General features: G+C 62.3%; 23 protein-coding genes and 1 other RNA gene. 12 read left to right on the top strand and 12 right to left on the bottom strand.

What is annotated here, in order from left to right; translation table 11 throughout:
* Positions 1-149: 149 nt before the first annotated feature.
* The 3 genes from AC2CGQ_RS13410 (at position 150) to pnuC (ending at position 2,402) form a co-directional block, all read left to right on the top strand.
* Positions 150-273, top strand: a non-coding RNA gene (locus tag AC2CGQ_RS13410) — RtT sRNA.
* 321 nt (positions 274-594) lie between these two features.
* On the top strand, positions 595-1,656 hold the full coding sequence (gene nadA, locus AC2CGQ_RS13405; protein ID WP_060558799.1) for a quinolinate synthase NadA: 1,062 nt from the start codon (positions 595-597) through the stop codon (positions 1,654-1,656).
* 20 nt (positions 1,657-1,676) lie between these two features.
* Positions 1,677-2,402 carry a nicotinamide riboside transporter PnuC gene (gene pnuC, locus AC2CGQ_RS13400; protein ID WP_015376983.1) on the top strand — a complete coding sequence of 242 codons (726 nt, stop codon included), beginning with the start codon at positions 1,677-1,679 and terminating at the stop codon, positions 2,400-2,402.
* Between the two features lie 36 nt (positions 2,403-2,438).
* On the opposite strand, the gene zitB is transcribed toward pnuC, so the two are convergent.
* The 3 genes from zitB to AC2CGQ_RS13385 are packed head-to-tail and all read right to left on the bottom strand — an operon-like array spanning position 2,439 to position 7,203.
* Positions 2,439-3,401, bottom strand: coding sequence for a CDF family zinc transporter ZitB (gene zitB, locus AC2CGQ_RS13395; protein ID WP_015376984.1), 963 nt, complete (start codon positions 3,399-3,401; stop codon positions 2,439-2,441).
* On the bottom strand, positions 3,401-6,601 hold the full coding sequence (locus tag AC2CGQ_RS13390; protein ID WP_484593711.1) for an ATP-binding protein: 3,201 nt from the start codon (positions 6,599-6,601) through the stop codon (positions 3,401-3,403). Before AC2CGQ_RS13390 ends, zitB begins: the two co-directional genes overlap by 1 nt.
* Positions 6,598-7,203 (bottom strand): response regulator, encoded by a 606-nt coding sequence (locus AC2CGQ_RS13385; RefSeq protein WP_033634136.1) that lies wholly within the window; start codon positions 7,201-7,203, stop codon positions 6,598-6,600. The genes AC2CGQ_RS13390 and AC2CGQ_RS13385 overlap by 4 nt, the downstream gene beginning before the upstream one ends.
* A gap of 212 nt (positions 7,204-7,415) precedes the next feature.
* Between AC2CGQ_RS13385 and aroG the strand changes: the two genes are divergently transcribed.
* The 3 genes from aroG to AC2CGQ_RS13370 all read left to right on the top strand — a co-directional run bounded on the left by aroG (position 7,416) and on the right by AC2CGQ_RS13370 (position 10,972).
* Positions 7,416-8,468 carry a 3-deoxy-7-phosphoheptulonate synthase AroG gene (aroG, locus tag AC2CGQ_RS13380; protein WP_033633901.1) on the top strand — a complete coding sequence of 351 codons (1,053 nt, stop codon included), beginning with the start codon at positions 7,416-7,418 and terminating at the stop codon, positions 8,466-8,468.
* 268 nt (positions 8,469-8,736) lie between these two features.
* Positions 8,737-9,927 (top strand): YjgN family protein, encoded by a 1,191-nt coding sequence (locus AC2CGQ_RS13375; RefSeq protein WP_099981829.1) that lies wholly within the window; start codon positions 8,737-8,739, stop codon positions 9,925-9,927.
* Between the two features lie 7 nt (positions 9,928-9,934).
* Positions 9,935-10,972 (top strand): M48 family metallopeptidase, encoded by a 1,038-nt coding sequence (locus AC2CGQ_RS13370; RefSeq protein WP_099981828.1) that lies wholly within the window; start codon positions 9,935-9,937, stop codon positions 10,970-10,972.
* A 46-nt stretch (positions 10,973-11,018) separates the two neighbouring features.
* Here the strand turns inward: AC2CGQ_RS13370 and gpmA are convergent, their stop codons facing one another.
* From gpmA to modE, 9 genes are all read right to left on the bottom strand, one after another.
* Positions 11,019-11,771 carry a 2,3-diphosphoglycerate-dependent phosphoglycerate mutase gene (gene gpmA, locus AC2CGQ_RS13365; RefSeq protein ID WP_004939834.1) on the bottom strand — a complete coding sequence of 251 codons (753 nt, stop codon included), beginning with the start codon at positions 11,769-11,771 and terminating at the stop codon, positions 11,019-11,021.
* Positions 11,772-11,987: 216 nt separating this feature from the next.
* Positions 11,988-12,335 carry a PsiF family protein gene (locus tag AC2CGQ_RS13360; protein WP_033633898.1) on the bottom strand — a complete coding sequence of 116 codons (348 nt, stop codon included), beginning with the start codon at positions 12,333-12,335 and terminating at the stop codon, positions 11,988-11,990.
* Between the two features lie 197 nt (positions 12,336-12,532).
* Positions 12,533-13,576 carry a galactose-1-epimerase gene (gene galM / locus AC2CGQ_RS13355; RefSeq protein ID WP_484593710.1) on the bottom strand — a complete coding sequence of 348 codons (1,044 nt, stop codon included), beginning with the start codon at positions 13,574-13,576 and terminating at the stop codon, positions 12,533-12,535.
* Positions 13,570-14,721, bottom strand: a complete 1,152-nt coding sequence (gene galK / locus AC2CGQ_RS13350; RefSeq protein ID WP_484593709.1) for a galactokinase — start codon at positions 14,719-14,721, stop codon at positions 13,570-13,572. The genes galM and galK overlap by 7 nt, the downstream gene beginning before the upstream one ends.
* The gene (gene galT, locus AC2CGQ_RS13345; RefSeq protein WP_004939829.1) at positions 14,718-15,770 is read right to left on the bottom strand and encodes a galactose-1-phosphate uridylyltransferase; all 1,053 of its coding nucleotides are present in this window, start codon (positions 15,768-15,770) and stop codon (positions 14,718-14,720) included. The genes galK and galT overlap by 4 nt, the downstream gene beginning before the upstream one ends.
* Before the next feature lie 286 nt (positions 15,771-16,056).
* Positions 16,057-16,875, bottom strand: a complete 819-nt coding sequence (locus AC2CGQ_RS13340) for a CPBP family intramembrane glutamic endopeptidase (protein WP_484593708.1) — start codon at positions 16,873-16,875, stop codon at positions 16,057-16,059.
* 166 nt (positions 16,876-17,041) lie between these two features.
* Complete coding sequence (locus AC2CGQ_RS13335) at positions 17,042-17,614, bottom strand: cysteine hydrolase family protein (protein WP_033633892.1); 573 nt, start codon at positions 17,612-17,614, stop codon at positions 17,042-17,044.
* Between the two features lie 94 nt (positions 17,615-17,708).
* Positions 17,709-19,196 carry a molybdate ABC transporter ATP-binding protein ModF gene (gene modF, locus AC2CGQ_RS13330; RefSeq protein ID WP_049278112.1) on the bottom strand — a complete coding sequence of 496 codons (1,488 nt, stop codon included), beginning with the start codon at positions 19,194-19,196 and terminating at the stop codon, positions 17,709-17,711.
* 90 nt (positions 19,197-19,286) lie between these two features.
* Positions 19,287-20,078, bottom strand: a complete 792-nt coding sequence (modE, locus tag AC2CGQ_RS13325) for a molybdenum-dependent transcriptional regulator (protein WP_049187129.1) — start codon at positions 20,076-20,078, stop codon at positions 19,287-19,289.
* A 188-nt stretch (positions 20,079-20,266) separates the two neighbouring features.
* Here modE and AC2CGQ_RS13320 point away from each other — a divergent pair, with 188 nt between their 5' ends.
* The 6 genes from AC2CGQ_RS13320 to AC2CGQ_RS13295 all read left to right on the top strand — a co-directional run bounded on the left by AC2CGQ_RS13320 (position 20,267) and on the right by AC2CGQ_RS13295 (position 26,293).
* On the top strand, positions 20,267-22,429 hold the full coding sequence (locus AC2CGQ_RS13320; RefSeq protein WP_484593707.1) for a TonB-dependent siderophore receptor: 2,163 nt from the start codon (positions 20,267-20,269) through the stop codon (positions 22,427-22,429).
* Between the two features lie 4 nt (positions 22,430-22,433).
* Positions 22,434-23,429, top strand: a complete 996-nt coding sequence (locus AC2CGQ_RS13315; protein ID WP_484593706.1) for an ABC transporter substrate-binding protein — start codon at positions 22,434-22,436, stop codon at positions 23,427-23,429.
* 1 nt (position 23,430) lies between these two features.
* The gene (locus AC2CGQ_RS13310) at positions 23,431-24,186 is read left to right on the top strand and encodes a class I SAM-dependent methyltransferase (RefSeq protein WP_082996997.1); all 756 of its coding nucleotides are present in this window, start codon (positions 23,431-23,433) and stop codon (positions 24,184-24,186) included.
* Position 24,187: 1 nt separating this feature from the next.
* Complete coding sequence (locus AC2CGQ_RS13305) at positions 24,188-25,213, top strand: FecCD family ABC transporter permease (protein WP_280598067.1); 1,026 nt, start codon at positions 24,188-24,190, stop codon at positions 25,211-25,213.
* Positions 25,210-25,998 carry an ABC transporter ATP-binding protein gene (locus AC2CGQ_RS13300; RefSeq protein ID WP_060558821.1) on the top strand — a complete coding sequence of 263 codons (789 nt, stop codon included), beginning with the start codon at positions 25,210-25,212 and terminating at the stop codon, positions 25,996-25,998. Before AC2CGQ_RS13305 ends, AC2CGQ_RS13300 begins: the two co-directional genes overlap by 4 nt.
* Positions 25,999-26,143: 145 nt before the next feature.
* Positions 26,144-26,293: an AcrZ family multidrug efflux pump-associated protein gene (locus tag AC2CGQ_RS13295; protein WP_004939813.1), complete on the top strand. Its 150-nt coding sequence runs from the start codon at positions 26,144-26,146 to the stop codon at positions 26,291-26,293.
* Positions 26,294-26,311: the final 18 nt, after the last annotated feature.

Genomic DNA, 26,311 nt, shown 5'->3' with positions numbered 1-26,311 from the left:
GTCGTTAGCTCAGTTGGTAGAGCAGTTGACTTTTAATCAATTGGTCGCAGGTTCGAATCCTGCACGACCCACCAATTCAGAAAAAAGCGCCTTTTGGCGCTTTTTTCGCATCTGCGCCACCTGCTCCCGACTTCATCTTCTCGCAGGCATAGTTTACCGAGTCGTGCAGGATGAAGAACCGTAGAGGTTCGAGCATCGCGTAGCGATACGACAACGCGCAGCGTTGCCCGCAGGGTGAGGCCACAGGCCGAATCAATCCTGCACGACCCACCAATTCAGAAAAAAGCGCCTTTTGGCGCTTTTTTCGCCTCTGCAGCACCCCAACCTGAATCCCTGCTTTCTCGTTTCAACACTGCATCGATCGGCATCTCGCTCTTCTCTGAACGCCATACGCCCTCACCAGGACATTATCCGTCGTGATCTGCGTGGTCAATGTCTGTATTTTTAATCTATTAAACACTGAGTGCGTAAACATGAAAATATCAGCGGACTTTTCGCGCGGTTTTAGGTATTTTGTTTAGTATATAAAACGAGGGGCGTTGCGGCAGGCGATATTCACGCGGCAGGCGCCCAGCCTAGCATGAGATTGCAGCGATGAGTGAAATGTTTGATGTCAACGCGGCGGTGTATCCCTTCCCGCCGAAACCGGTACCGCTGGACGTAGCGGAAAAAGCCTTTTATCGCGAGAAGATCAAAACCCTGCTCAAGCAGCGCAACGCGGTAATGGTCGCCCATTATTATACCGACCCGGAAATCCAGGCGCTGGCGGAAGAAACCGGCGGCTGCGTGGCGGATTCGCTGGAAATGGCGCGCTTCGGCAGCTCGCATCCGGCTTCCACGCTGTTGGTGGCCGGCGTACGTTTCATGGGGGAAACCGCCAAGATCCTCAGCCCGGAAAAGCAGGTGCTGATGCCGACGCTGTTTGCCGAATGTTCGCTGGATCTGGGCTGCCCGGAAGAGGAATTTCATGCGTTTTGCGACAGCCATCCCGATCGCACCGTGGTGGTCTATGCGAATACCTCGGCGGCGGTCAAAGCGCGCGCTGACTGGGTGGTGACCTCCAGCATTGCCGTCGAACTGATCGAGCATCTGGATAGCCTGGGCGAGAAAATTATCTGGGCGCCGGATCGTCATCTCGGCAGCTACGTGCAGAAGCAGACCGGCGCCGACGTGTTGTGTTGGCAAGGCGCCTGCATTGTCCATGACGAGTTTAAGACCCAGGCGCTGCGGCGCATGAAGGCGCTCTATCCGCAGGCGGCCATCCTGGTGCATCCCGAATCGCCTCAGGCGGTGGTCGAGCTGGCGGATGCGGTGGGATCGACCAGCCAACTGATTCAGGCGGCGAAAACATTGCCGCATCAACAGCTGATTGTCGCCACCGATCGCGGTATCTTTTACAAGATGCAGCAGGCTTGTCCGGACAAGGAACTGTTCGAGGCGCCGACCGCCGGAGAAGGCGCGACTTGTCGCAGCTGCGCGCACTGCCCGTGGATGGCGATGAATGGCCTGAAGGCGATTGCCGAAGGGCTGGAGCGGGGGGGCGCGCAGCATGAGATCCACGTGGACGCCGCGCTGCGTGAAAAGGCGCTGGTGCCGCTGAACCGCATGCTGGATTTCGCCGCTCAGCTTAAGATGCAGGTTAAAGGCAACGCTTAACCGTTTAAAAGGATGACCTCATGAGCTTCTTCAGTACCAGCAATATTCTGGTGCATATTCCGCTTGGCGCGGGCGGTTACGATCTGTCGTGGATCGAAGCCATCGGCACACTGTTCGGGTTGCTGTGCATCTGGTACGCCAGCAAGGAAAAAATCATCAACTACCTGTTCGGCCTGATCAACGTCACGCTGTTCGCGGTGATTTTCTTCCAGATCCAGCTGTACGCCAGCCTGCTGCTGCAGCTGTTTTTCTTCGGCGCCAACATTTACGGTTGGTATGCCTGGAGCCGCCAAACCCAGGATAACCAGGCCGAGCTGCAGATCCGCTGGCTGCCGCTGCCGAAAGCGTTGGTCTGGGCGGCGGTTTGCGTCATCGGCATCGGCCTGATGACTTTCAACATTGACCGCGTGTTCGCCTGGCTGACGCAGATTGCGGTGGCGGTGATGCAAGGGCTGGGGCTGAACGTGCAGATGCCGACGCTGCAGCCGGACGCGTTCCCATTCTGGGATTCGGCGATGATGGTGCTGTCCATCGTGGCGATGATCCTGATGACGCGCAAGTACGTGGAAAACTGGTTGCTGTGGGTGGTGATCGATGTCATCAGCGTGGCGATCTTTGCCTACCAGGGCGTGTATGCGATGGCGCTGGAGTATGTCATTCTGACGCTGATCGCCCTGAACGGCTCCTGGCTGTGGATCAAGAGTGCCGGGCGCAACCATTCCAATCCGTTATCTTCCGCTCCGTAATAACAGCAGAGGGCGCCGTGATGGCGCCCTCTTGGCTTAGTGGCGATGCCCCAGGTGCGAATGCGCTTCGGCATGTGAGTGTTCACTCGGCTCCGGCGCCCGGTTGATGCCGCAGTCCGGCGTCTCACAGTGCCGGTACTCCATCTGAATGGTCACGTGGCCAATCTTGTAGTGTTCCAACAGATAAGCCTGAATGCGTTGCAACAGCCCATCGTGGTCATGCGGCGGGATCACCTGCGCATGCAGCGTCATCAGCTTCTGTTCGCCGATCTGCCAGACGTGTACGTGGTGGATATTGCGCACTTCCGGGATGTTCAGGCACAGGTCTTTTTGCAGCTTGGCGATGTCGACCTCCTGCGGCGTGCCTTCCAGCAGCTCGTGGAAGCTCTCCTTCAGCAGCCGCCAGGCGCTGCGCAGCACCAGACAGGAGACCAGCACCGACAGGATCGGGTCAATCGGCGTCCAGCCGGTGGCAAGAATGACAATGGCGGCGACGATGGCCCCCACCGAGCCGAGCAGGTCGCCCAGTACATGCAGCGCGGCCGCCCTCACGTTGATATTTTTCTCTTCGTTGCCGCGATGCAGCAGCCAGAAGGCGAACAGGTTCGCCAGCAGCCCCGCTATGGCGATGATCAGCATCGGAGTGCCCATCACCGGCTGGGGTTCGAAGAAACGCCGTATCGCCTCCCATAGGATGAATACCACGATCACCAGTAGCGCCGCGGCGTTGAGGAAGGCCGCCAGGGTGGTCAGGCGCAGATAGCCAAAGGTGTGGCGCGCGTTGGGCTTGCGCTGGGAAAAGTGCACCGCCATCAGCGCCACCAGCAGCGCGGCGGCATCGGTCAGCATGTGTCCCGCGTCGGCCAACAGCGCCAGCGAGCCGGACAACAGGCCGCCGACCACCTCGGCCACCATAAAGACGGCGGTGACTAAAAAAGCGGTCAGTAGGCGTTTACTATTACTGTCTTTCGGCAGGTGTACGTGTGGAGTGTCCGACATTATTCATCCTTATGCATAGCGAAAGTGGGGGCGGCGGCGAGCAGAGCGTCCAGCTCCGGTTCTATCTGCGCCACTAACGCCTTTAATTTAGTATAAGCGGCGGCGGCAAGCTCGCCCCGACGTGCGGTTTCCACCAGTTGCTGGCACAGCTGCGCGGCTTCCGGCAGCTGCAGCATCAGCAGGCTGCCCTTGATGCGGTGCGCCGCCTGTTCCAGGCGTGGCCAGTCGCTCGCGGCGACGGCATCCGCGAGCCGCTGCCGGTCTTGCCGCAGCGTGTCGCTGAGCGTCTGCGCCAGCCGCTGCATCATGGCGCGATCGCCGCCCGCCATTTCGGCCAGCGTTTGCCGCAGGTCAGTAAGGACTGACTTTTCTTCCTGAACCTGCGGTTGCTGAGCCAATACCTGGCCGATCGCCGCCAGTGAAATCGGCTTGGTCAGGAAGTGGTCGATCGCCACCAGCCCTGGCGGGATGCGGGTAAACTCCTGCACGTCTGCCGAGCAGAGCACGATGCGGCAAGGCGGGCGCCGTAGCCGCTGTTCGTCGCGGCGGATCAGCCTGGCCAGCGTCAGGCCGTCCGGGCGCGGCATGTTATAGTCGATAAACAGCAGATCGAAAGGTTGCCGGCGCTGAGCCTTCAGCAGCGCATAGCCTTGTTCAAAGCGGGCCGGCTGCAGCCCGAAGTGGCGCAGCTGGCGTTCCAGCAACAACAAATTGGTGGGATGGTCGTCGATCAGCGCGGTACGCAAGGTGGAAGACGGCAGAGCAAAGGTGTGCTCCTCCTGGGCGCCAGCCGTCGCGGCGCCGCTCAGCTCGACCGGTATCGCGACCTCGACGCGGGTGCCGACGCCCGGCTGCGAGTGCAACTCGATGCGGCCGCCCATCTGTTCGACGATTTCTTTGCAGATCGACAGGCCCAAACCGGTACCTTGCACCGAGATGCGTTGCGCGCCGCGCGCGCGGTAAAACGGTTGGAACAGTTTGCCTATTTCATCGGCGGCGATGCCGCAGCCGCTGTCGTTCACCGTTAATCGCAATTCCCCCTGCCGCTCATCCTGCGCGCGCCAGCCGACGTAGACCTGAATGGCGCCGCGCGGCGTGAACTTTATCGCGTTGTTTATCAGGTTGTTAGCCACCTGAAGTAAACGCTCACCATCAATAATCACCGCCTCCGGCAGAGCCGGATCCGCCACCACGCTCAAGGTCAACGGCCGTTCGCCGATCAGCGGTCTGTAAAGGGCGTCGATGCGCGCGACCCAGGGGCGCAGCGCCACCGGTTTCGGCGCCAGCGTCAACGACCCGGTTTCCAGCCGCGCGTGATCCTGCAGGTCGTTGAGCAGGTTGAGCAGCGATGAGGCCGAACTGTAAATCACCGGCAGGCCTTCCGGCGCAGGTTGGCGTTTGAGCTCCAGTTCCAGCAGGCCGAGGATGGCGTGCATCGGCGTGCGCAGTTCATGGCTGACGGTGGCGAGGAATTTGCTCTTCATGCGGTTTTCCGCTTCGGCGCGGCGGCGCGCCTGCTCGAGCTCTTCGCGTTCGCGTTTTTCACGGCGCTGCAGCATGAAACGGCGCAGCGTCAGCGCCAGCAGCAGCACGGTGGCGGCGGCCAACAGCGCCAGCAGCCAGGTGGTCTGCGGCGGCATGCGGTTGTCGTTCACCGCGTCGATCAGGTTGCTGCGGTCGACGATCCACTCGTCGCGCAGCGATTGCAGGGTATCCGCCGGGATCTGCATCAGGTTCTTATCCAGGATCGCCAGCAGCAGCGGCCGATCGCGGCGCACGCCGAAGGCCACCGGATAGGGGATGTTGTTGGCGGCGAAGGCCAGCTTGATGGCGCCGGAATAGCGCGACAGCGCCAAAAAGTTGGCGGAGATGACGTTATCCACCAGTGCATCCAGCTGGCCGTTGGCCAGCGCGTCGTACATCGACTTGCTGTCGGCGAAGCTGACGGTCTGTTCCTGCTCCGGCACCAGCCCCTGAGCCAAATCGCCCTGCAGCACGCCGATGCGCTTGCCGGCCAGATCGCTCCAGGTCGAGACGCCGTTGGCATACTGGCCGACGTAAACGCCCCACAGCGAACGGTGGATCGGCATGCTGGCGCCGTAGCGCGCCTTGACGCCGCGCGCCAGCGGCAGGGCGGCGCGGAAGCTGGACTGGCCGGACTGCACCAGCTGATCGGCCTGCTCGGCATTGCGCGCCCACAGCGGCGCGAAACGCAGCCCGGTGTTTTGCGCGATGATGTTGAGAATATCGATGGCGTAGCCGCGCGGCTGGCCGTCGGAACCGCGGTAGGCGAACGGGAAGTTGTTCTCGATGGCGGCGTAGTAAACCACGCGGTGGCTCGCTACCCAATTCTTCTCCATCGTCGTCAGATCGGCATTGCCGGTATCGAGGTAGCTGGGGATCTTTTTGCTCCAGCGGCTCTGCAGGGCATTCATCAGTTCCATCGGCGCGTCGGCGATGGCGGTGTTCAGCGTGTCTATCAGCCGCGGATCGGCGGCGGCGAACACGAAGGAGAGGTTGCCCAGGTTCTCGTTGCTTTCAATCTGATAGAGCTGGCCAAGCTGCAGTTGGTCGATGATAAAGCTGGCGCTGGCCTCGTCGGCGATAAAGTAGTCGCTGCTGCCGTTCAGCAGCGAATAGACCGCCTGCAGGTTGTTGTCGTAGCGCTGGATCTGCGATGCCACCGCCTGCAGGGCGCCGCCGGACTGCATGTCGGTCAGCGCGCCGATCGCGACGCGGGCGTTGGCGGAATTGAGCATCACCGGCCGATCGTTGCTGCGATCGCGCAATACGCGCAGGTTGCTGACGTAGTAAGGCTGGGAGATCTCCAGCCCGTGCAGCGCTTCGCTCTGCGGGATGCCGTACAACAGATCGACCTTGCCGTCGTGCAGCGCCTGCTCCAACTGGGTCAGGTCGGCGAAGCCGTAAATGGCGAAGCGGATGCCGGTCACCTGCTGAATATAGCCGAGGTAGTCGGCGTTCAGCCCATACAGATCGTCATCCACAATGATGTTGTACGGGCTGGTGTTCTCACTGATGATGCCGACGCGCAGCGTGCGATCGCGCCAGGGATTTTTCTCGCCGACGATCAGCATATTCTCGGGGGGATTCAGGTTGCTGACCAGCTGATAGCGCACCGGCTCCCCCGCCTGCGCCAGGCCGCACCACAGGATCAGCAGCAGCAGGGCGCGGCGCATCATGGCGCCAGCTCTTTAAACACCGCTACCAGCTCCAGCAGATTACCGGCGCCGGTTTTGCGCTGGATGTTTTTCTTGTGGGTGCTGACGGTCTTGTTGCTGATGTGCAGCCGGTCGGCGATCTGCAGGTTGGACAGCCCCTGGCTCAGCAAACCCAGCACCTCGAGCTCCTTGGGCGTGAGCAGCCCGCCGTCCGCCGTCGGCGCTTCTTCGGCCAGCGCGGCGGCGGGGAAACTGGTTTCACCGTCCAGCACCTGCTCGATCGCTTGCACCAACTCCGCCAGCGAGCTGCCTTTGTTGACGAAACCGTCGGCGCCGGCGGCATGCGCCATGCGCGCATACACATCGGCCTCTTGCGCGGTATAGATCAGGATCTTCTGTTGCGGGTAGCGGCGGCGGATTTTTTTCAACAGCTGCAGCCCGTCGACCTGCGGCAGGCCGATATCCAGGATCACCAGGCTGAAAGCGGTCTCGGCCAGCAGAGCCAGCGCCTGGACGTCGTCCTGCGCCGCCTGCAGACGGTAGGGGCGGGATGATTTCATTAGCGCCGCTTCCAGTGCGACATGAACCACCGGGTGGTCATCAACTAATAACAGAGAAGGCATGTTCAACTCGGGTCGCTTTATATTCCGATCGCTAGCATAGCGAAAAAGGAGGCTCTGCGCTCCCCTGATGAAACAGCACAATCTGCTGTTAATTTGGCGGTTCCAGCGGAGGGGGGCAAAGGTGATTTACAGCGCCATTCCCACAGGCTAGATTGTTGGGATCTACACCGTTACGCACTGCGAAATACCCCTCGATACCGAATGGAAAAGCTATGAATTACCAAAACGACGACTTACGCATTAATGATATTAAGGAACTCCTGCCGCCGGTGGCTCTGCTGGAGAAATTCCCGGCCACTGAACGCGCGGCAAAGACGGTGTCCCAGGCCCGCAGCGCAATTCACAATATCCTTCGTGGCAGCGACGATCGCCTGCTGGTGGTGATTGGTCCTTGCTCCATCCACGATACCCAAGCCGCCAAAGAGTACGCGGGGCGCCTGCTGGCGCTGCGTGAAGAACTGAGCGGCGAGCTGGAAGTGGTGATGCGCGTATACTTCGAAAAACCGCGCACCACCGTGGGCTGGAAAGGCCTGATCAACGATCCGCAGATGGACAACAGCTTCAACATCAACGACGGCCTGCGCCTGGCGCGCAAGCTGCTGGTGGAGATCAACGACAGCGGCCTGCCGGCCGCCGGCGAATTCCTCGACATGATCACGCCGCAGTACCTGGCGGATCTGATGAGCTGGGGCGCCATCGGCGCGCGCACCACGGAATCGCAGGTGCACCGCGAGCTGGCCTCCGGCCTCTCGTGCCCGGTCGGTTTCAAGAACGGTACCGACGGCACCATCAAGGTGGCGATCGACGCCATCAACGCCGCCGGCGCGCCGCACTGCTTCCTGTCGGTGACCAAGTGGGGCCACTCGGCGATCGTTAACACCAGCGGCAACGGCGACTGCCACATTATCCTGCGCGGCGGCAAAGAGCCGAACTACAGCGCGGCGCACGTGAAGGACGTCAAAGCCGGCCTGAGCAAAGCCGGGCTGCCGGCGCAGGTGATGATCGACTTCAGCCACGCCAACAGCAGCAAACAGTTCAAAAAGCAGCTGGACGTGAGTGCGGACGTGTGCGGGCAGATCAGCGGCGGTGAAAAAGCGATTATCGGCGTGATGATCGAAAGCCACCTGGTGGAAGGTAACCAGAGCCTCGAAAGCGGCGAGCCGCTGGTTTACGGCAAGAGCGTCACCGACGGCTGCATCGGCTGGCAGGACACCGAAACCGTGCTGCGCGATCTGGCGGCGGCGGTGAAAGCGCGCCGCGGTTAATCGCAAACAATGAAAAGGGCCCGATAGCGGGCCCTTGTTTTATCCTTGCCATTGCACTTCTCTATATTCCACGACTTTAAGGCTTACAGTTAATGGGCCAATTAAGTCATTAAGCGACCCCCTTCGCATTATTCCTATTTAAGAAAAGAATAATTGTCACTGCTCGCGGCATTGTGCTTATATAAGACGCTTTTTTTATTCCATAAACCCCGCGGGCCTAATAAGCGGGGGAGTGGTATGACCTTTTTCCTTTCAGGATGAAAGAATTATGACAAACAATACCTCGCAGCCGCTGGGGCTGCACCGGATTAAATTCCATGGGAAAGGTGGTGAGTACTTCGCTATTTGGTTAGTCAATGCATTATTGACCGCCCTGACCCTGGGCATCTATTCCGCCTGGGCGACGGTGCGCCGTCGCCGCTATTTTTACGGCAACACGGAATTGGACGGCGATCGTTTCGACTACCATGCACAACCGCTGCAAATTCTGAAAGGGCGGCTGTTGGTGATCGGCGGCATCATCGTGTTTTATATCTTGCTGGCGATAACGCCACTGTTGGGGCTGCTGGCTTTGCTGGTGTTGCTTGCCCTGCTGCCGTGGATCGTTATCCGCAGCTGGCGCTACAATGCGATTATGTCGAGCTATCGCGGCGTGCGTTTTAATTATGTCTGCCGCACCGGGCGCGCCTATTGGGCTTTACTGTTCTGCCCGTTATTGCTGATTATCGGGCTGTATGTCGGTCTGATCATCTTGCTCGGCATTGGCAGCGGTCTTGGCAGCATCAACGCCATCGCTTTTATGCTGGTGCTGACGTTGATTTTGGCCGTGCCGGCATTTGCGGCGGTAAATGGTATTATTAGCGCACTGCAGCATGATCTGTACGTTAATAACCTGTTCTTCGGGCGCACACCGTTTATTGCCGAACTGAAGAAATCAGCCTTTATCAAATTTGCCTTGATCGGCCTGCTCATATTCCTGCCATTCATGTTGGTCGCGTTGGTATGCATCGGTTCGTTCTTCTTTACTCTCTATCAGATGGTGTTGATGGGGATGTTAACCAACGAAGCCATTGATGTGCTGGTGCTGGACAATATCAGCAGCCTTCTGCTGATGATGGTGGTGCTGTTGATTGGCGCGCTGGTGGCCAGCAGCTACCAGGTCGTTGCCCAGCGCAATTATCTGTTTAACCAGGCAAGGCTGAACGGCGACATCAAGCTGCATTCCTCAATGAAAACGCTGCCATACATGGGATTGTTGATCACCAATACCCTGATTACCCTGTTCTCGCTCGGTTTGGCGACGCCGGTGGCGGAAGTGCGTCATGCCCGTTATCTGGCGGCCTGCACGGCGGTTGAAGGCGATCTGGCGCTGCTGGACATTACGGCGCATCAGGAAAGCGCCAACAGCGCGGTGGCCGAAGAAGCGCTGCAGGCGCTGGATCTGGGCGGCAACTTCTGAGGCGCCGATGATCCTTGAAGGCGCTTATCAGTTGCCGGGACGGGCCGCACGTGAGGCGGCTCGTCTGCTGGTGAACGAAAGCGGCGAAGGCGTGACGTTGCAGCGGCAGGATGAACAGCGTTACATCCCGCTGACGGACATCACCGTTTCTGCCGCGCTGGGTAATATTCCGCTGACGCTCACCTTCAAGGGCGGCGGGCGCTTTGTGCCTGACGACGACGCGGCCTTTCGCCGCTGGTTCTATCAGCGCCGTTCGCCAGGGTGGGTGCATCGCCTGGAACGCCATAAACGCGGCGTCGCCCTGGCGCTGCTGATGACGCTGCTGGCGGTAGTGGCTTACGTTTACGTGGTACTGCCGTGGGCGAGCAGCGAGATCGCCATGCGCATCCCCACCTCGGTGGAACAGACGCTGGGCAAACATACGCAGACGTTTTTGGACCAGAGCGGCTTCGCGCCCTCTGCACTGCCGGTCGAGCGGCAACGGGCGTTGCAGCAGCTATTCCGGCAGGTGATGCCGGCCGAGATGCGCCAGGAGCGCACGCCGCTCTCGCTGAAGCTGATGGCGGCGCCCGGTGCGCCGAACGCCTTTATGTTGCCCGACGGCACGCTGGTGCTCAGCGATAGCCTGGTCACCTTGTCAAAAAACGACGATGGCCTGGCGGCGGTGATGCTGCATGAGATGGGGCATCACGCTCATCGTCACCCGATGCGCATGTTGGTGCGTTCGTCACTGGTGGCGTTGACGCTGATGTGGATGACGGGTGACGTCAGCGGCATCGGCGATACGCTGCTGCAGTCTGCGTCCTTCGTGAATGAGATGCAGTTTTCTCGCGGGATGGAGCGTGAGGCGGATGCGTTTGCGATAGCGGAAATGCAGCGCCAGGGGCGTTCGCTGGCGGAAATGGCGGCGATCTACCGCGCGTTGGCGCAGGCGCCTGAACGAGAAAAGACCGATGACTGGGCGCTGCCTGCCTGGCTCAGCACCCATCCGGCGATGCAGGAACGGCTGGACGCGGTGAATGAGGCGATGGCGCAGCAGCAATAAAAAAGCCCCCGGTGAAAACCGGGGGCTTTTTCGTGAACGGGCGAAATTACTTCGCTTTACCCTGGTTCGCTACGGCCGCTGCTTTTGCTGCGATCTCGTCGGCGTTACCCAGGTAGTAACGTTTGGTCGGCTTGAAGTTCTCGTCGAACTCATACACCAACGGCACGCCGGTTGGGATGTTCAGCTCGAGGATTTCATCTTCGCTCAGGTTATCCAGGTATTTCACCAGCGCGCGCAGCGAGTTGCCGTGCGCCGCAACGATCACGCGCTCGCCGCTCTTGATGCGTGGCAGGATCTCTTCGTCCCAGTAAGGGATAACGCGATCGATGGTCAGCGCCAGGCTTTCGGTCAGCGGCAGCTCTTGCTCGGTCAGAGAAGCGTAGCGCGGATCGTGGCCAGGGTAACGTTCGTCTTCTTTGGTCAGCTCAGGTGGGGTCACCGCGAAGCCGCGACGCCATTGTTTCACCTGCTCGTCGCCGTATTTTTCTGCGGTTTCCGCTTTGTTCAGACCCTGCAGCGCGCCGTAGTGACGTTCGTTCAGCTTCCAGGATTTTTCGGTTGGCAACCAGGCCTGATCCAGCTCGTCGAGGATGTTCCACAGGGTGTGGATCGCGCGCTTCAGTACGGAGGTGTAAGCGAAGTCGAAAGTGAAACCTTCTTCTTTCAACAGCTTGCCTGCTGCTTTCGCTTCGGTGCGGCCCTTGTCGGACAGATCAACATCATACCAACCGGTGAAGCGGTTTTCTTGGTTCCACTGGCTTTCGCCGTGACGCACCAGAACCAGCTTAGTTACAGCCATAGCTTAACTCCTTAATAATCTGACATTTCAATGATAACGAAAATCATTATATTGCCGCGGGCCGGGGCTCGGCAATCGATAGTGTCTAACCATAGCCAATTTCTTGCCGCAAAGTAAGGGCTGGCGAAAGGAAAAAGCTGAATCGTTCAGGCTGAGGCGGAAGGGGGAGAAACGGCACGTCGGAATCGCTCCGGACGCGCCGTGGCGTGGGGAAAATCAGGCCGATTTTTTCAGGCAGTTGCTCATGAAGGTTTTACGCGCGTCGCCCTTCAGATCCTTGGTCTTGGCGTCGGCATTGCAGCTTTTCATTTTCTGCTGCTGCGGCGTCAGGGTTTTGCCGGACGCAGCGGTGCCTTCGGACTTCAGGCAGGTGCTCATAAAGGTGGAGCGATCGGCGCCTTTCAGCGACTTGGTGGATGCCTGCTGGTTGCAATCGGTCATGCGTTTCTGTTGGGCCGCCTGCGCCGGCGAAGGCGTTTTCGTCGCCGTCGTCGCGTCGGCCGCCATCAGATTGGTGCTCAGCATTAAGCCCGCCAGCAATGGAAGTGCAGTAATCAGACGCATAGGTGTTCCTTCAGCTATTGATTGGCCGCCATCGGCCGAAAATTGTGACGTTGCACAAGGCGTTGTGCTTATCACGGTAGCCTGAGTGTAGTGCGCGCTTTGGAATAAGGGAAGGTGGGCGCCGTTGGGGGGATGGCGCTAAAAGGTAAGCATTTATAACAAATTGCCCCCGGCCGCACGGCGAGGGGCGTAGCGGGTCAGATAGGATAAAACTGATAATGCGTGGCGCTGCGGTAGCGGCTCCCCGGTTGCAGCCAACAGTCCGGCTGCGGCCACTCGGGATGGTGCGGGCTGTCCGGCAAAAACTCGCTCTCCAGCGCCACGCCGGCATGGTTGGCGTAGCTGCCGCCATCGCGCGCCGGCGTGCCGGCCAGATAATTGCCGCTGTAGAGCTGCAGCGCAGGCGCGTCGGTGAACACGCTCATTTGCACTTGCCCGTCGGCGGACCACAAATGCGCCGCCGGGCTCTCCAGCGCCCCGCAGGTACGATGCAGCAGAAAGGCGTGATCGTAGCCTTGCACCCGCTGCTGGTCGCGATCGCGCAGGAAATCCTGCAGCAGCGTTTTCGGCTGGCGGAAATCCATGCCGCTGCCGTCCACCGGCGTCAGATCGGCGCAGGGAATGCCCTCGGCGTCGACAGGCAGGTAGCGATCGGCGAACAGCTGCAACCGTTGGGCGCGGGCGTCGGTGCCGGCGCCGTCCAGATTGAAATAGGCGTGGTTGGTCAGATTGACCGGGCAGGGGCGATCGACCTGCGCCAGATAGTTGATTTCCAGGCGATTATCCGAGGTCAGGCGGTAACAAACCTGCACGTCGAGATTGCCGGGGAAACCCTGATCGCCCTCCGCCGAATGCAGCGCATAGCAGACCTGCTGCGCATCATGCTGCACCCGGCGCCAGCGGCGGGCATGAAAACCGTCGGGGCCACCGTGCAGCTGATGGGCGCCCTGATTGGCGGCCAGCGCATGGAGTTTCCCGCCGATGGGCAGACTGGCGTTGGCGATGCGGTTGGCGTAACGGCCGACGGTGGCACCCAGATAGGCGCCCTGACGTGGGTAGTCCGCCGGGCTGTGGCAGCCCAGCAACAGCTCGCGATTTTCACCGGATTTGAGCGGCAAGACGGCGGACAGCCAGGTGGCGCCCCAGTCCATCAGCGTCACCGTCATGCCGCCGGCGTTTTGCAGTAGTGTCAGCTGGTAAGGTTGCCCATCGGGCGCCGCTGCCGCGGTTGCCGTCAGCATGTACCGGCTCCCTGCGAAGCCTGGCAGACATAGAACGTTTCCTGCAATCCGCCGGTTTGCCGCGGATACTCGTGCGCCACGGCGGCACGCACCGTCTCCACGAGATCCTGCGGCATCAGCGCGACGATGCAGCCGCCAAAGCCGCCGCCGGTCATGCGCACGCCACCGCGCGGGCCGATCGTCGCTTTGACGATCTCGACCAACCGATCGATCGGCGGTACGGTGATTTCAAAGTCATCGCGCATCGAGGCGTGGGATTCCGCCATCAGCTGGCCCATGCGCTGCAGGTCGCCGGCCGCCAGCGCGTCGGCCGCCGCCAGCGTGCGGGCGTTCTCGCTGATGACGTGCCGCGCGCGTTTGGCCACCAACGGATCCAACTGATGTTGACGCGCTGCAAACTGTTCGGGGCTGACGTCGCGCAGCGCCTTGACGCCGAAGAACCGCGCCGCTTCTTCGCACTGTGTGCGGCGGGTGTTGTACTCGCTGTCCACCAGCCCGCGTTGCACATTGGAGTTGATGATCACCACCGCGACGCTGCCCGGCATCGGCACCGCACGGGTCTCCAGCGAGCGGCAGTCGATCAGCAGAGCGCTGTCGCGCCGGCCGAGCGCGGAGATCAACTGGTCCATGATGCCGCAGTTACAGCCGACGAACTGGTTCTCCGCCTCCTGGCCGTTCAGCGCCAGCGCCACGCCGTCCAACGGCAGCTGATAGAGCGCCTGCAGCGCCTGGCCCACCGCCACCTCCAGCGCGGCGGAGGAGCTGAGCCCCGCCCCTTGCGGCACATTGCCGGCGATCACCAGATCCGCGCCGCCGAAGTCGGCGTTGCGGCGCTGAAGATGTTTCACCACGCCGCGCACATAGTCGGACCAGCGCTGATCGGGGTGGCTGACGATCGGCTCGTCGAGCGAGAATTGATCCTGCTGATTCTGATAATCGGCGGCCAGCACGCGGATCTGACGGTCGTCGCGCTTGGCGCAGGCGATGACGGTTTGGTAATCGATGGCGCAGGGCAGCACGAAGCCGTCGTTGTAATCGGTATGCTCGCCGATCAGGTTCACCCGCCCCGGCGCCTGGATGGTCAACGCCGGCGCGTAGCCGAAGTGTTCGGTAAACAGGGAATGGGTAAGCGGTTTCAGGCTCATGCTTGGGCTCCGGCTTCACGGTAATGTATATCGCTGACGGCGCGCAGACGCTCTGCGGCCTGTTCGGCGGTCAGATCGCGCTGGGTTTCCGCCAGCATCTCGTAACCGACCATAAACTTGCGCACGCTGGCTGAACGCAGCAGCGGCGGATAGAAATGGGCGTGCAGCTGCCAGTGCCGGTTGTCGGCACCGTTGAACGGCGCGCCGTGCCATCCCATCGAATAGGGGAAGGAACACTGGAACAGGTTGTCGTAGCGGCTGGTCAGCTTCTTCAGCGCCAGCGCCAGATCGCGGCTTTGCGCCGCACTGAGATCGGTAATGCGCTGCACCGCCGCTTTCGGCAACAGCAGCGTTTCAAACGGCCAGGCGGCCCAGTAGGGCACCACCGCCAGCCAGTGTTCGGTGTTCACCACAATGCGCTCGCCTGCGGCCAGCTCGCGCTGCGCATAATCCAGCAGCAGCGGGGAGGCGTGTTCCCGAAAATAGTCGTGCTGCAGGCGATCTTCGCGTTCGGCCTCGTTCGGCAGAAAGCTGTTGGCCCAGACTTGCCCGTGCGGGTGCGGGTTGGAGCAGCCCATCGCCGCGCCTTTGTTTTCGAACAGCTGTACCCAGGGATAGTGCTTGCCCAGCTCATCGGTTTGCGCCTGCCAGGCGGCGACCACCTGTTCCAGCGCCGGCAGCGCCAGTTCGGGCAGGGTCTTGCTGTGATCGGGAGAGAAGCAGATCACCCGGCTGACGCCGCGCGCGCTCTGGCTGCGCATCAGCGGATCCTGGCTATCGGGCGCCGGTGGCGTATCGCTCATCAGCGCGGCGAAATCGTTGGCGAAAACATAGGTACCGCGATAATCCGGATTGCGATCGCCGGTGACGCGCGCATTGCCCGGGCACAGGAAACAGTCGGGATCGTGCGTTGGCAGCGTTTCCGTCGGGACGGCTTCTTGTTGGCCCTGCCAGGGGCGCTTGGCGCGGTGCGGTGAAACCAGCACCCACTGGCCGCTGAGCGGGTTGTAGCGGCGGTGCGGATGATCGATAGGGTTAAATTCCGTCATACGGTTCCTTTCTAGGCGCCGACGAAAGTGTAATCGCTTCCAATTACCGTCTTGAGACGCCCGTTGCTGAACAGGGAGAGGCTATTGCGCAGAAAGATAGCACGCCCGCGGCGGTAAAAAGGTGATCTAACGCGAAAAATGGAATCGTTTACACTTCATAGAAAAGCGCAGGAAGGGCGAAGAAAAGCGGGCGACAACGTGATTGAGGGCATTGCGGTGAGGTGCCGGTGATAGCGTTTTCACCCGACCAGCCGGCAGAGAGGGGGCTCTCTGCCGGCTTCAGCCGTTAAGAATGCTGGTACAGCGGATAGGTGAAGAACAGCAGATGGGTCAGATTAAGCCCGAAATGGAACAGAATCGGCACCCACAGACGGCCGCTCCACATCCACGCCAGGCCGTAGATCACCCCGGCGAGGGTCGCGAAGATCACCATCAGCGTACCGCCCGCCAGATGCGCGGCGCCGAACACCAGGGAGGCGACGATCAGCGCCGGCCAGGCGCCCAGCCAATGGCTGAGACGCTGTTGCAGGTAGCCGCGAAACAGCGCTTCCTCAGCCATGCAGACGAAGAACAGGTTTGCCATCACGAAAGGCAGGATCCAGGCGGGCGCATGCAACTCGATTTTTAAGCCGCCCAGCGCGACGGCCAGCAGCAACAGCGCCGGCACGGCCAGCAGCAGCGCAATCCAGCCCGCTTTGCCAGCGTTGCCGCCGCGTTCGGCGGAAAACAGCGTGGGCAAGCAGGCGAACAGCAGGAAGGGCACCATCGCCTTATCGAAGTTGTAATACATCGTGAACGGCGCGCTGAGCGGGCCGGCTTTTTCGCCGTCGATCATCAGCTGATTGTGGATGCCCGGCACCAGATGCAAGAACAGCGCCACGCAGCCGGCGACCACCAGCCCTTCGAGCGCAATCGCCAGATTACGCTGCTCGCGAAAATGGTGGCGCAGCCCCGCCAACGCCACGATGGCCAACAGGCAACCCAGGCTGAGCGGCGTCAGTACCCCATGATAAAGCCCCATGCCCGCCGAGGCGGCCAGGATCACCCAGGCTATCAGCCGATTAAACGGCAAGAAAAATAACGAAGCAGCCAGTACGCCCCACATAATATGTCCCTTTAAATATGTACACGGCGCTCAGCGCCTTTGCGGCGTGCGATGATGGCGAAATTGAGCGCTAGAGCGGATAGTAGCACACCAAGATGACGCTAAAGGTCGGGGCAGTGATGCATTTGTGCATGATGCTGGCCCACACGACCGGCGGCGATGAGGGTTAGCCTTTCATCCAGGCCTGCGAACGGGTGATTTCGGCCAGGTTTTGCAGGGTATCCAGGCTCTGCTGGTGGATCTCCTGCGTGGGGGCTGCGCACAGATCGTGCAGTACGGTCACCTGAAAGCCGGCGTCGTGCGCCTGCCGCGCGGTGCTCTCGATGGCGAGCGGCGTGCTGACGCCCGCCAGCAGCAGATGGTGGCACCGATGTTGCCGCAGCCAGGCTAACAAATTGTTACCGGAGAAAGCGCTGACTGCCGTTTTTTCAAACAGCAGATCGGTCTCTTCCTGATGCAGTTCGGGCATCCAGCGGCAGCCCGGGCCGTTTAACCGCAGCGCGCCGATCTGCTTGAGATGGTTGAACAGCGGCGAATGGGGCGGAATGTCATGATAATCGTCGGCGAATCCCACCCGCACCCAAATCACCGGGATTTTTCGCACCCGGGCATAGGCCGCGGCGGCATTGACGTTGGCGAGCAGGTGGGTCGCCGCCACCTGTTCGCGGCAGTGGTTGGCGCGCCCTTTGGGCCCGATCAGATCTTCGATCAGGTCGATGATAATCAACGCAGCGGACATGGCGTCTCCAAAAATGGCCTTCTTCCTTTCTATGATAAAAGGCCAAATGTGATGTGCTGCGGTGAAGTGTTGCCGGATATGTTTACGCCGCGTTTCAGGCGGAGGCCGCCTCCAGCCGTTGCTGTTGGTAACCATAGCCGCCTTCGCCGTCGGGCACGAAGCTGAGGCGGTGAGTGATGCACTGCGGCGCATCTTCGGCATGGTGCGAGACGAACAGCAGCTGGGTAGCGCCCTGGCCGATCAGCACGTCGATGAAGCGGCGCACCAGCTGGCGATTGAGCGGATCCAGCCCCTGCAGCGGCTCGTCGAGGATCAGCAGCGCCGGGTGTTTCACCAGCGCGCGGGCGATCAGCGCCAGCCGCTGTTGGCCCCAGGAAAGGCTGTGGAACGGGGCGTCACCGCGCGCGCCGTTGAGCCCGAGCAGCGCCAGCCATTGTTCGGTCAGCTGCCGCTGACGATCTGAAACCGCCTGATAAATGCCGATCGAATCGAAAAACCCTGACATCACCACGTTGCGCACGCTGGTGTTGACGCGATAATCCAGATGCAGGCTGCTGCTGACGTAGCCGATATGGCGTTTGATTTCCCAGATGGTTTCCCCGCTGCCGCGGCGGCGGCCGAATAGCGTCAGATCGTTGCTGTAGCCCTGTGGATGATCGCCGGTGATCAAGCTGAGCAATGTGGATTTGCCGGCGCCGTTCGGGCCGACGATCTGCCAGTGTTCGCCGGGATTTACCTGCCAGTCGAGGTGATTGAGGATCGGCCGATCGTCATAACTGACCACGCCGTCACGCAGGACGATCAGCGGCCGATCCGCCTGCAGGGCTACTTTTTGCGTCGGATCCTCGGTTTCCGGCAGCGCCAGCCCGCTGAGATTTTCGCTGTGCGCCAGCTGCGCCACCAGCGCGTCCGCCATCACCTGGCTGCGCGGCCCGCGGCTGGTCAGGGTGCAGTCCGCCAGCACGCCCACCCGCCGGACAAAATCCGGGATTTCGTCGAACCGGTTGAGCACCAGCACCAGGGTCTGGCCCTGGGCGGAAAGCTCGCTCAGCAGCGTGGCGAGCTGCGCGCGCGAGTGCACGTCCAGCCCGTCGAAAGGCTCGTCGAGGATCAGCAGGTCAGGCTCGGGCATCAGCGCCCGGCACAGCAGGGTCTTGCGCGTTTCGCCGGTGGAGAGGTATTTGAAGCGGCGCGTCAGCAGGGCGGTGATGCCGAACTGTGCGGCCAGCCGCTCACAGCGCGCGGCGTCTTTCACCTCTTCCTGAATGATCTCAGCCGCGGTGCGGCCGGTGTCGTCCTCGTCCGCGCTGAGCAGATCGGTGTTGTTGCGTTGCCACTCGTCGCTGACCATTTTTTGCAGCTGTTCAAAGGAGATGCGCACCGCATGCTGAAAGTCGCTGCGGCGCTCGCCGCCGAGCAGAACCAGTTCGTCGGCCAGCGCCCGCGCCAGGGCAGATTTGCCGCTGCCGTTGGCGCCGACGAAGGCCCAGCTGTCGCCGGCCTGGATTTCCAGCGCGTCCAGCGTCAGGGTGCGGGTATCGCTTAAGCGGAATGAACCTTGCGAAATGTGCAACGACGACATCACCTGTTCCTTTTTTTGCAATTATTTGCCTTAGAAATAGGCGCATTGCAGGGGGATGTCAATCAACAAAAATGCAACGTTACGTTGCGCTTAACACAACGTGGCGACAATCACGTGGTCGGCGTTGAACAGGGCGTGTACGGCGGCGCCGACGCTCAGCTGCAGACGCTGCAGCTCCGCCGTCGTCAGCGTGGCGCACAGGGTTTCGCCGCCCGCCAGCGTCACCAGCACCTCACTGTGTTCGGCGCCTGGCTGAATGCCGGCCACCACGCCCGCCAGCGCGTTATCCGCGCCGGCATGTTCCGCCGTCTCGACGCTTAACCGCACCCAGGGCGCCTTGATCAGCGCCAGCACCTCTTTGCCCGGCGTCAGCTGCAGCCGGTCGGCGCTTTGCTGGGTAATGGCCGCCGTCAGACGAGTGCTGCCGTCGTTCAACAAAATCGCCAGGTGCTGCTGCACCTGCTGATGATCGCGTTCGATGACGGTACCGAAGAACTGATTGCGCGCGCTGGTTTGCAGCGAGAAGCGCGAGATGGCCGCCAGCAGGCTGTCGAGCGGCAGATCGTCCTGCTGCAACACGTCGAAGGCCTTTTGCTGCACCTGGCCCAGCAGGTCATACAGCTGGATCAGCCGCTGGCCATAGTGCGTCAGCTGTGCGCCGCCGCCGCCTTTCCCGCCGGTGGCGCGGTCCACCACCGTTTGTTCCGCCAACTGGTTCATCTCATTGATGGCATCCCAGGCGCTTTTGTAGCTGATGCCCGCCAGTTTGGCGCCCTGGCTGATGGAGCCGGTGTGCTGCACCTGTTTCAGCAGCGCGATGCGGCGCGGATCGGCGAACAGCTTTTGCTGGAGTTTGAGAGTCAGAAGAATTTCGGCCTGCATAGCGCATCCTGTCGGCGGCAAAAACCGTATTGTCGCCGATTTGGCGGCAAAGCGCCAAACGCAGTGCGCTGGAGAGCGGGGTAATAAAGACTGGCATTGCTTTGTTGTTATAATATAACATAACAGAAAAACGATAAGGCTTTACGCCGGCTGCGGCCGGTTTTTATTTCACCACAGGGATGCTCCACATGAGTACGACACGCCGGCGTCTTGTCACGCCCAGAAAATCTTTATGCCTGGCCGCCGCCTGGGTCGGTGGCGCACTGACGGCGCCGCTGGCTTTCGCCGCCGACTGCGATAAAGCCCGCAGTGCCACGGGATGCGAAGAACATCTCACCGTGGAGGCGGCGGCCCCCGCCGGGCGCTACGATGCGTTGAACGCCGTGAGCCGCAGCGCGTCACAGCTCGGGCTGACCGCTCGGGAGACGCCGCGCAGTGTCGATATCATCAGCGCAAGAGCGATCCAACAGCGGGGCGATCGCTCGCTGGCCGCCGCCGTCGAGCGCGCCACCGGTCTGTCCGGCGTCGCTTCGCCAACGTTGTCCAATAACTTTTCCGCGCGCGGTTTCCGGCCGATCGCCTGGCTGTATAACGGCGTGGAGATGCCCGGCAGCACGCTGCAGCTGGGCGATCCGGCGCATTACGACAGCATCGAGGTACTGCGCGGGCCGGGATCGGCCTTGAACGGCCTGAGCGCCGCAGGCGGCAGCGTCAACCTGATCTCGCGGCGGCCGACCTTCAGCCGCCAGCCGGTTGAACTCGACTATGGCTTCGGCAGCTACCGCAGCCAGCGTTTGCATCTGGGAGCCGGCGGCGCGCTGGTGGACGATGCGGTGGCGTACCGGTTGGACGTCAGCGGCAACGACAGCGGTAGCAACGTGCAGGACGAGCGCGATCGGCAGAAGCGGGTTTCCGGCTCGCTGCTGTTTAAGCTGACCGACGATGCGCTGTTGACGCTGAGCCTGGACCGCATGCTCAACCGCACCAATAACCCTTACTACGGCACGCCGCTGCTGGATGGGCGCATTGCCGGTGAGCTGCGCGACATCAATTACAACAACCTGACCGACAGCCGCATCCAGAGCAACGCCACCGCATTTCAGGCCAGTCTGGACTGGTTTATGACGCCTGAAGTGGAGTGGCATAACCAATTCTATTACTACAGCGGCTTTCGCGAATGGCGCAACGTCGAGCGTTTCCGCGTCGCGGCGGCGGCCCGGCCCGGCGACGTCAACCGCGACTCTTTCGGCGCCCTGGCACACGACGACGATCTGATCGGCAACCGCAGTTCGCTGGTGTTCGACCGCGCCATTGCCGGTTTCGATAACCGGTTGCTGGTCGGCTTCGATCTGAGCAAGCGGCATTTTCAGTACTACTCCAACGGTTTCCCCGGTTCCGAAGACGTGCCGCTCGGCGCGCCGCCCAGAGAGCCGTTCGCGCAGGGCACCGATCGCCAACGCGCGCCGGTGCGCCACGTCACCCAGAATCAGTACGCCGCCTTTCTTGAAGATCGCTTCAGCCTGACCGAGCGTTTAGCGTTGCTGGGCCAGTTGCGCTACAACCATATGGACATGGACTGGCGCTTCCAGGGGCCGCAGGAAGAGAGCCGCGCGCGCACCTACGTTTTCAGCACCTGGAGCCTGGGCCCCAGCTATGCATTGACCGATAACCTCACGCTCTACGCCAACTACACCACCGGCCAGGAGCCGGGCAACGATCTGTTCTTCCTCAGCCCGACGCAGACCGATCTGCCGCTGACGCGAGCGCGCCAGTGGGAGGCCGGTGCCAAAGGGCAGTTTTGGGGTAACAAGGGCGAGGCGACGCTGGCGCTGTACGAACTGCGCAAGGACAACCTGTTTGTGCCCGACGCGCAGCGGCCGGATGCGTTGAACGCGGTAGGCAGGCAGACGTCACGTGGCATCGAGCTTGGCGTGGTGCTGCGTCCCGACGATCGCTGGGAGCTGGCCGGCAACGCCGCCTACACGCACGCCCGCTACGACGACTATCGCGGCGGTAGCCCGCTGCGCAGCTACAACGGCAATCGCCCGGCCTATATCCCGGACTGGACCGCCAACCTCAGCGTGCATTATCAGGCGACGGAACGTTTGGGGCTGGCTTCTTCGCTGCGCTACGTCGGCAGCAGTTACAACGACGATGCCAACCGGCGCAAGATGCGCGCGTACACCACGCTTGATCTGGCGGCGGATTATCAGCTGACGCCGATCGTCGATGTCGGTTTCCGCATTCGCAACGCCACCAACCAGCTGTACGCCTATCAGCGCACCTACCCGGATCAGGCGCTGATCGCGCCGCCGCGCAGCTATGAAACCTTCGTGTCGGTCAGGTTCTGACGGCGTGAAACGTTCGCTTTACCTGTTGTTGTGCGCCCTGGGATTGGGCTGGGGCGCGCCGCTGCGTGCCGACGCCGTCAGCCTGCACAATTGCGGGGTAACGCGCGATTACCCGCAGCCGCCGCAGCGGGTGCTGGTTTACGCCAACCCGGCGCTGGAAAACCTGCTGGCGCTGGGGCTGGCCGGCCGTGCGATCGGCGTGGTCGGGTATGACCGCGCGCGCGATCTCGCGCCGACGGCGCCGGCCGAGGCGCTGCGGGTGCCAGCCAGCCCGGCGCCGCCCACGGCGGAAGCGTTGCTGCTGATGCGGCCGGATTTTGTCTATTCGGCCAGCTATTACTGGCTGCACAGCCCGGAAACGCCCGATCGGGCGCGGCTGGCGGAATGGGGCATCGGCACTTATCTCTCTCCCGGCGCCTGCAGCGGCCAGCAAAGCGCGATCGCCGCCGCGCTGACGTTCGAAGACATTTTCACCGAGCTGCGGGAGCTGGCGCGTATCTTCAACGTCAGCCGCGCCGGTGAAGCGCTGATCGAACGGCTGCGCGGGCAGTTGAGGGCGCTTGAGCCGCAGCGCGCACAGCTGGCGCATTGGCGGCTGCTGTGGTGGTATGCCGGCGCGCAGACGCCCTACGTGGCGGGCTGCTGCGGCGCGCCAGGCTTGCTGAGCCGCAGCGTCGGCAGCGAGAACATGTTCGGCGATCTGCCCGAGCTGTGGCCTACGGTGTCCTGGGAGGTTATCGCCGCCCGCGATCCGGATGCGATCGTGCTTGGCGATCTGCCGCGCAGCGGCTTCGGCGACAGCGCGGCCGACAAGATCGCCTTTCTGGAGCATCACCCGCTGACCGCGACGCTGCGCGCCGTGCGTCAGCGGCGCTACGTGATCCTCCCCGGTTACGACATGGACCCTTCCGCCCGCACCGTGGCGGCGCTGGGCCGTTTGATTCGGGGCCTGGCGGCCTTGCCGCCGCAGGCTCCGACGCTTTCCAACAAGGAACCTTGATATGACTGCCGTTTCATTCTCTTCGCTGCTGGACTCCTGGGATCGCCAGCAGGCGGCCTACATCGCCGAACGCGAAGCGCGTTTTAACGCCCAGCTGGACGTGCTGGCGCTGGCCGTCGGCCAGGATTTTCACGTGCTGGATCTGGCCTGTGGCCCGGGATCGCTGAGTCTGCGTATTTTGCAGCGCTTTCCGCAGGCCAGGGTGACCGCCATCGATCTCGATCCGCTGCTGCTGGCGGTGGCGCGCGGCGCACTGGCGGAGTATGGCGATCGGATCCGTATCCTGCAGGCCGATCTGGCGGATCCGGCCTGTTTTTCCGTGCTGTCCGGCCCCGCGCCGCAGGCGGCGGTGTCCAGCACGGCGCTGCACTGGCTGATGCCGGAGCAGCAGCTGGCGCTGTTCCGCAACGTCGCCGGGCTGCTGGCCGCCGGCGGCGTATTCCTCAATGCCGATCATCAGCGCTATGACCATCGCCATCCGCGGCTGAAAGCGTTGGCGGAGCGGCATGATGAGCAGACCCAACAATGCGCCTGGGACAGCGGCGTTGAGGATTGGGATCGTTGGTTCGCCGGCGCACTGCAATCGCCGGCCTTGGCCGCTTATCAGGCCGAGCGCGAAGCGCTGTTCGCCGGCCGCCCGGTACCGCCGCCGACGCCGGTGGGTTTCCAGCTTGCGGCCCTCAGACAGGCCGGTTTCAGCGAGGTGGGGACGGTATGGCAGCTGTTGGACGACTATGTGATTGCAGGCTGGAAATAGCATGAGCCGGCGGTTACTGCCCGGCCGTGAGAGCGGCTGGTTGTTGCTGCTGGCGGCGGCGCTGCCGCTGGCCCTGCTGGGCGCCACCTTGTCGGGGCCCGCGCCGATCGCGTGGCGCGACGCCTGGCGCATTGTACTCGGCGTCAGCGGCGGCGCAGCGTCCGATGCCGAGGTGTATCAGCGCATCATCTGGTCGCTGCGGATGCCGCGCGCGCTGCTGGCGGCGCTGGCCGGCGCCGGGCTGGCGTTGGCGGGCACCGTGCTGCAGTCGCTGACCCGCAACCCGCTGGCCGATCCCTGGGTGCTGGGGATCTCCTCCGGCGCCGGCGTGGGGGCGGTGACGGTGTTGGTGTTGGGGCTGGGGGGCGGCCTGCTGTCGGTGTCCGGCGGGGCGTTTATCGGCGCGCTGGGAGCGTTTGCGTTGGTGATGTTGCTGGCCGGGCGTTCGCTGCAGGGGGAGTCCACGCTGTTTATTCTGGCCGGGGTGGCGGTGACGCAGCTGCTCTCCGCGCTGACTTCGCTGATCACCCTTTGGCAGGCGGACGCCAACGCCACGCGCGGCGTGATGTTCTGGCTGCTGGGATCGTTCAGCGACGCGCGCTGGCCGCAGGTCGGGCTGTGCGGGCTGGCGCTGGCGGCGACGCTGCTGCTTTGCTGGCTGCGGGCGGGCGAACTGGACGCGCTGGCGTTTGGCGGCGTGACCGCCGCTTCGCTGGGGGTGACGGTGGCCCCGCTGAAGCTGCTGCTGTATGTGGCGGCCACCGCGCTGACGGCGGCGATCGTCGCGTTCAGCGGCGCGGTGGGGTTTATCGGGCTGACGGTGCCGCACGTCGCCCGGCGGCTGGTCGGTTCGCGGCATCGGCTGCTGTTGCCGGCCAGCGCGCTGTGCGGCGCCCTGTTCGCCGTGGCGGCGGACACGCTGGCCAGAACGCTGTTTGCCCCGCGCGAGCTGCCGGTCGGCGTGCTGACGGCGCTGCTGGGGGTGCCGATATTCCTGCTGTTGCTGTATCGAAAGGTCAATGCATGACGATTGAAAAAGCGCGATCCGGCCTGTGCGCCGAGGCGGTGAGCTGGCGAGCGGGGGCGCGTACGGTGCTGGAAAATCTCAGTTTCTGCGCCTTGCCCGGTGAGATCACCGGCGTGCTCGGCGTCAACGGCAGCGGTAAATCGACGCTGCTTAAGCTGCTGGCCGGGCTGCAGACCGCCGCCGGGGGCCGCGTTTGGCTGGAAGGGCGCGAGCTCGCTGAGTTTTCCGCGCGGGAACGCGCCAGGCGCATCGCCTTTCTCGAGCAATCCGCCCCCGGCGCCTTCGCGCTGCCGGTGAAGGAGGCGGTATTATTGGGGCGCCTGGCCCATACCGGCCGCTGGCGCGGTTTCGGCGCCGAGGATCGCCGCCTCGCCGGGCAGGCGATGGAGCAAGTGGGCATCAGCCACCTGGCCGACCGCGATTGGCAGCGGCTGTCCGGCGGCGAACGGCAGCGGGTGCATCTGGCGCGCGCGCTGGCGCAGCAAACGCCGTGGCTGCTGCTGGACGAGCCCGCCAACCATTTGGATATCGCCCATCAACAGCAGTTTATGGCCTTGCTGCGGCGGCTGAAACTCAGCGTGGTGGTGACGCTGCACGACCTTAATCTGGCGGCCTGTTATTGCGATCGGGTCGCGCTGCTGCAGCGGGGCGGGATCTGTGCGGCAGGCGCGCCGCGGCAGGCGCTGACGCCGGAGAACATTCACGCGGTATACGGTGTGGAGGCCAGGCTGGCGGCGCCCGCCGGCTATGCGCCGCCGTTGATCTATTACCCCGCGCCGGGATGAGGGCGGCTGAAAGGGCACGTTTGGCCGATCACAATTTCGCCTCGCTGGCTAAAATAACTCCGTTTTATCGATTTTTTTGGGTTAGAATAACCGGATATGCGGTGAAAGGTATTTGCCGCTCAATGGGCAGTTAAGCGAGGCTATCATGTTGGAATTATTGAAAAGTCTGTTGTTCGCCGTGGTGATGGTGCCGGTGGTGATGGCGCTCATTCTCGGCCTGATCTACGGTTTTGGCGAAGTGTTCAACGTCTTCTCCAAAGTGGGCCGTTCGAAAGAAAACCGCACCCAGCACTGACCGTTCCCCATCCCGATA

It is taken from the genome of Serratia sp. DFXYC6 (genome assembly GCF_057196085.1).
Note: the sequence above shows the minus strand (reverse complement) of the source record. Positions and strands in the feature narration are given on the sequence as shown.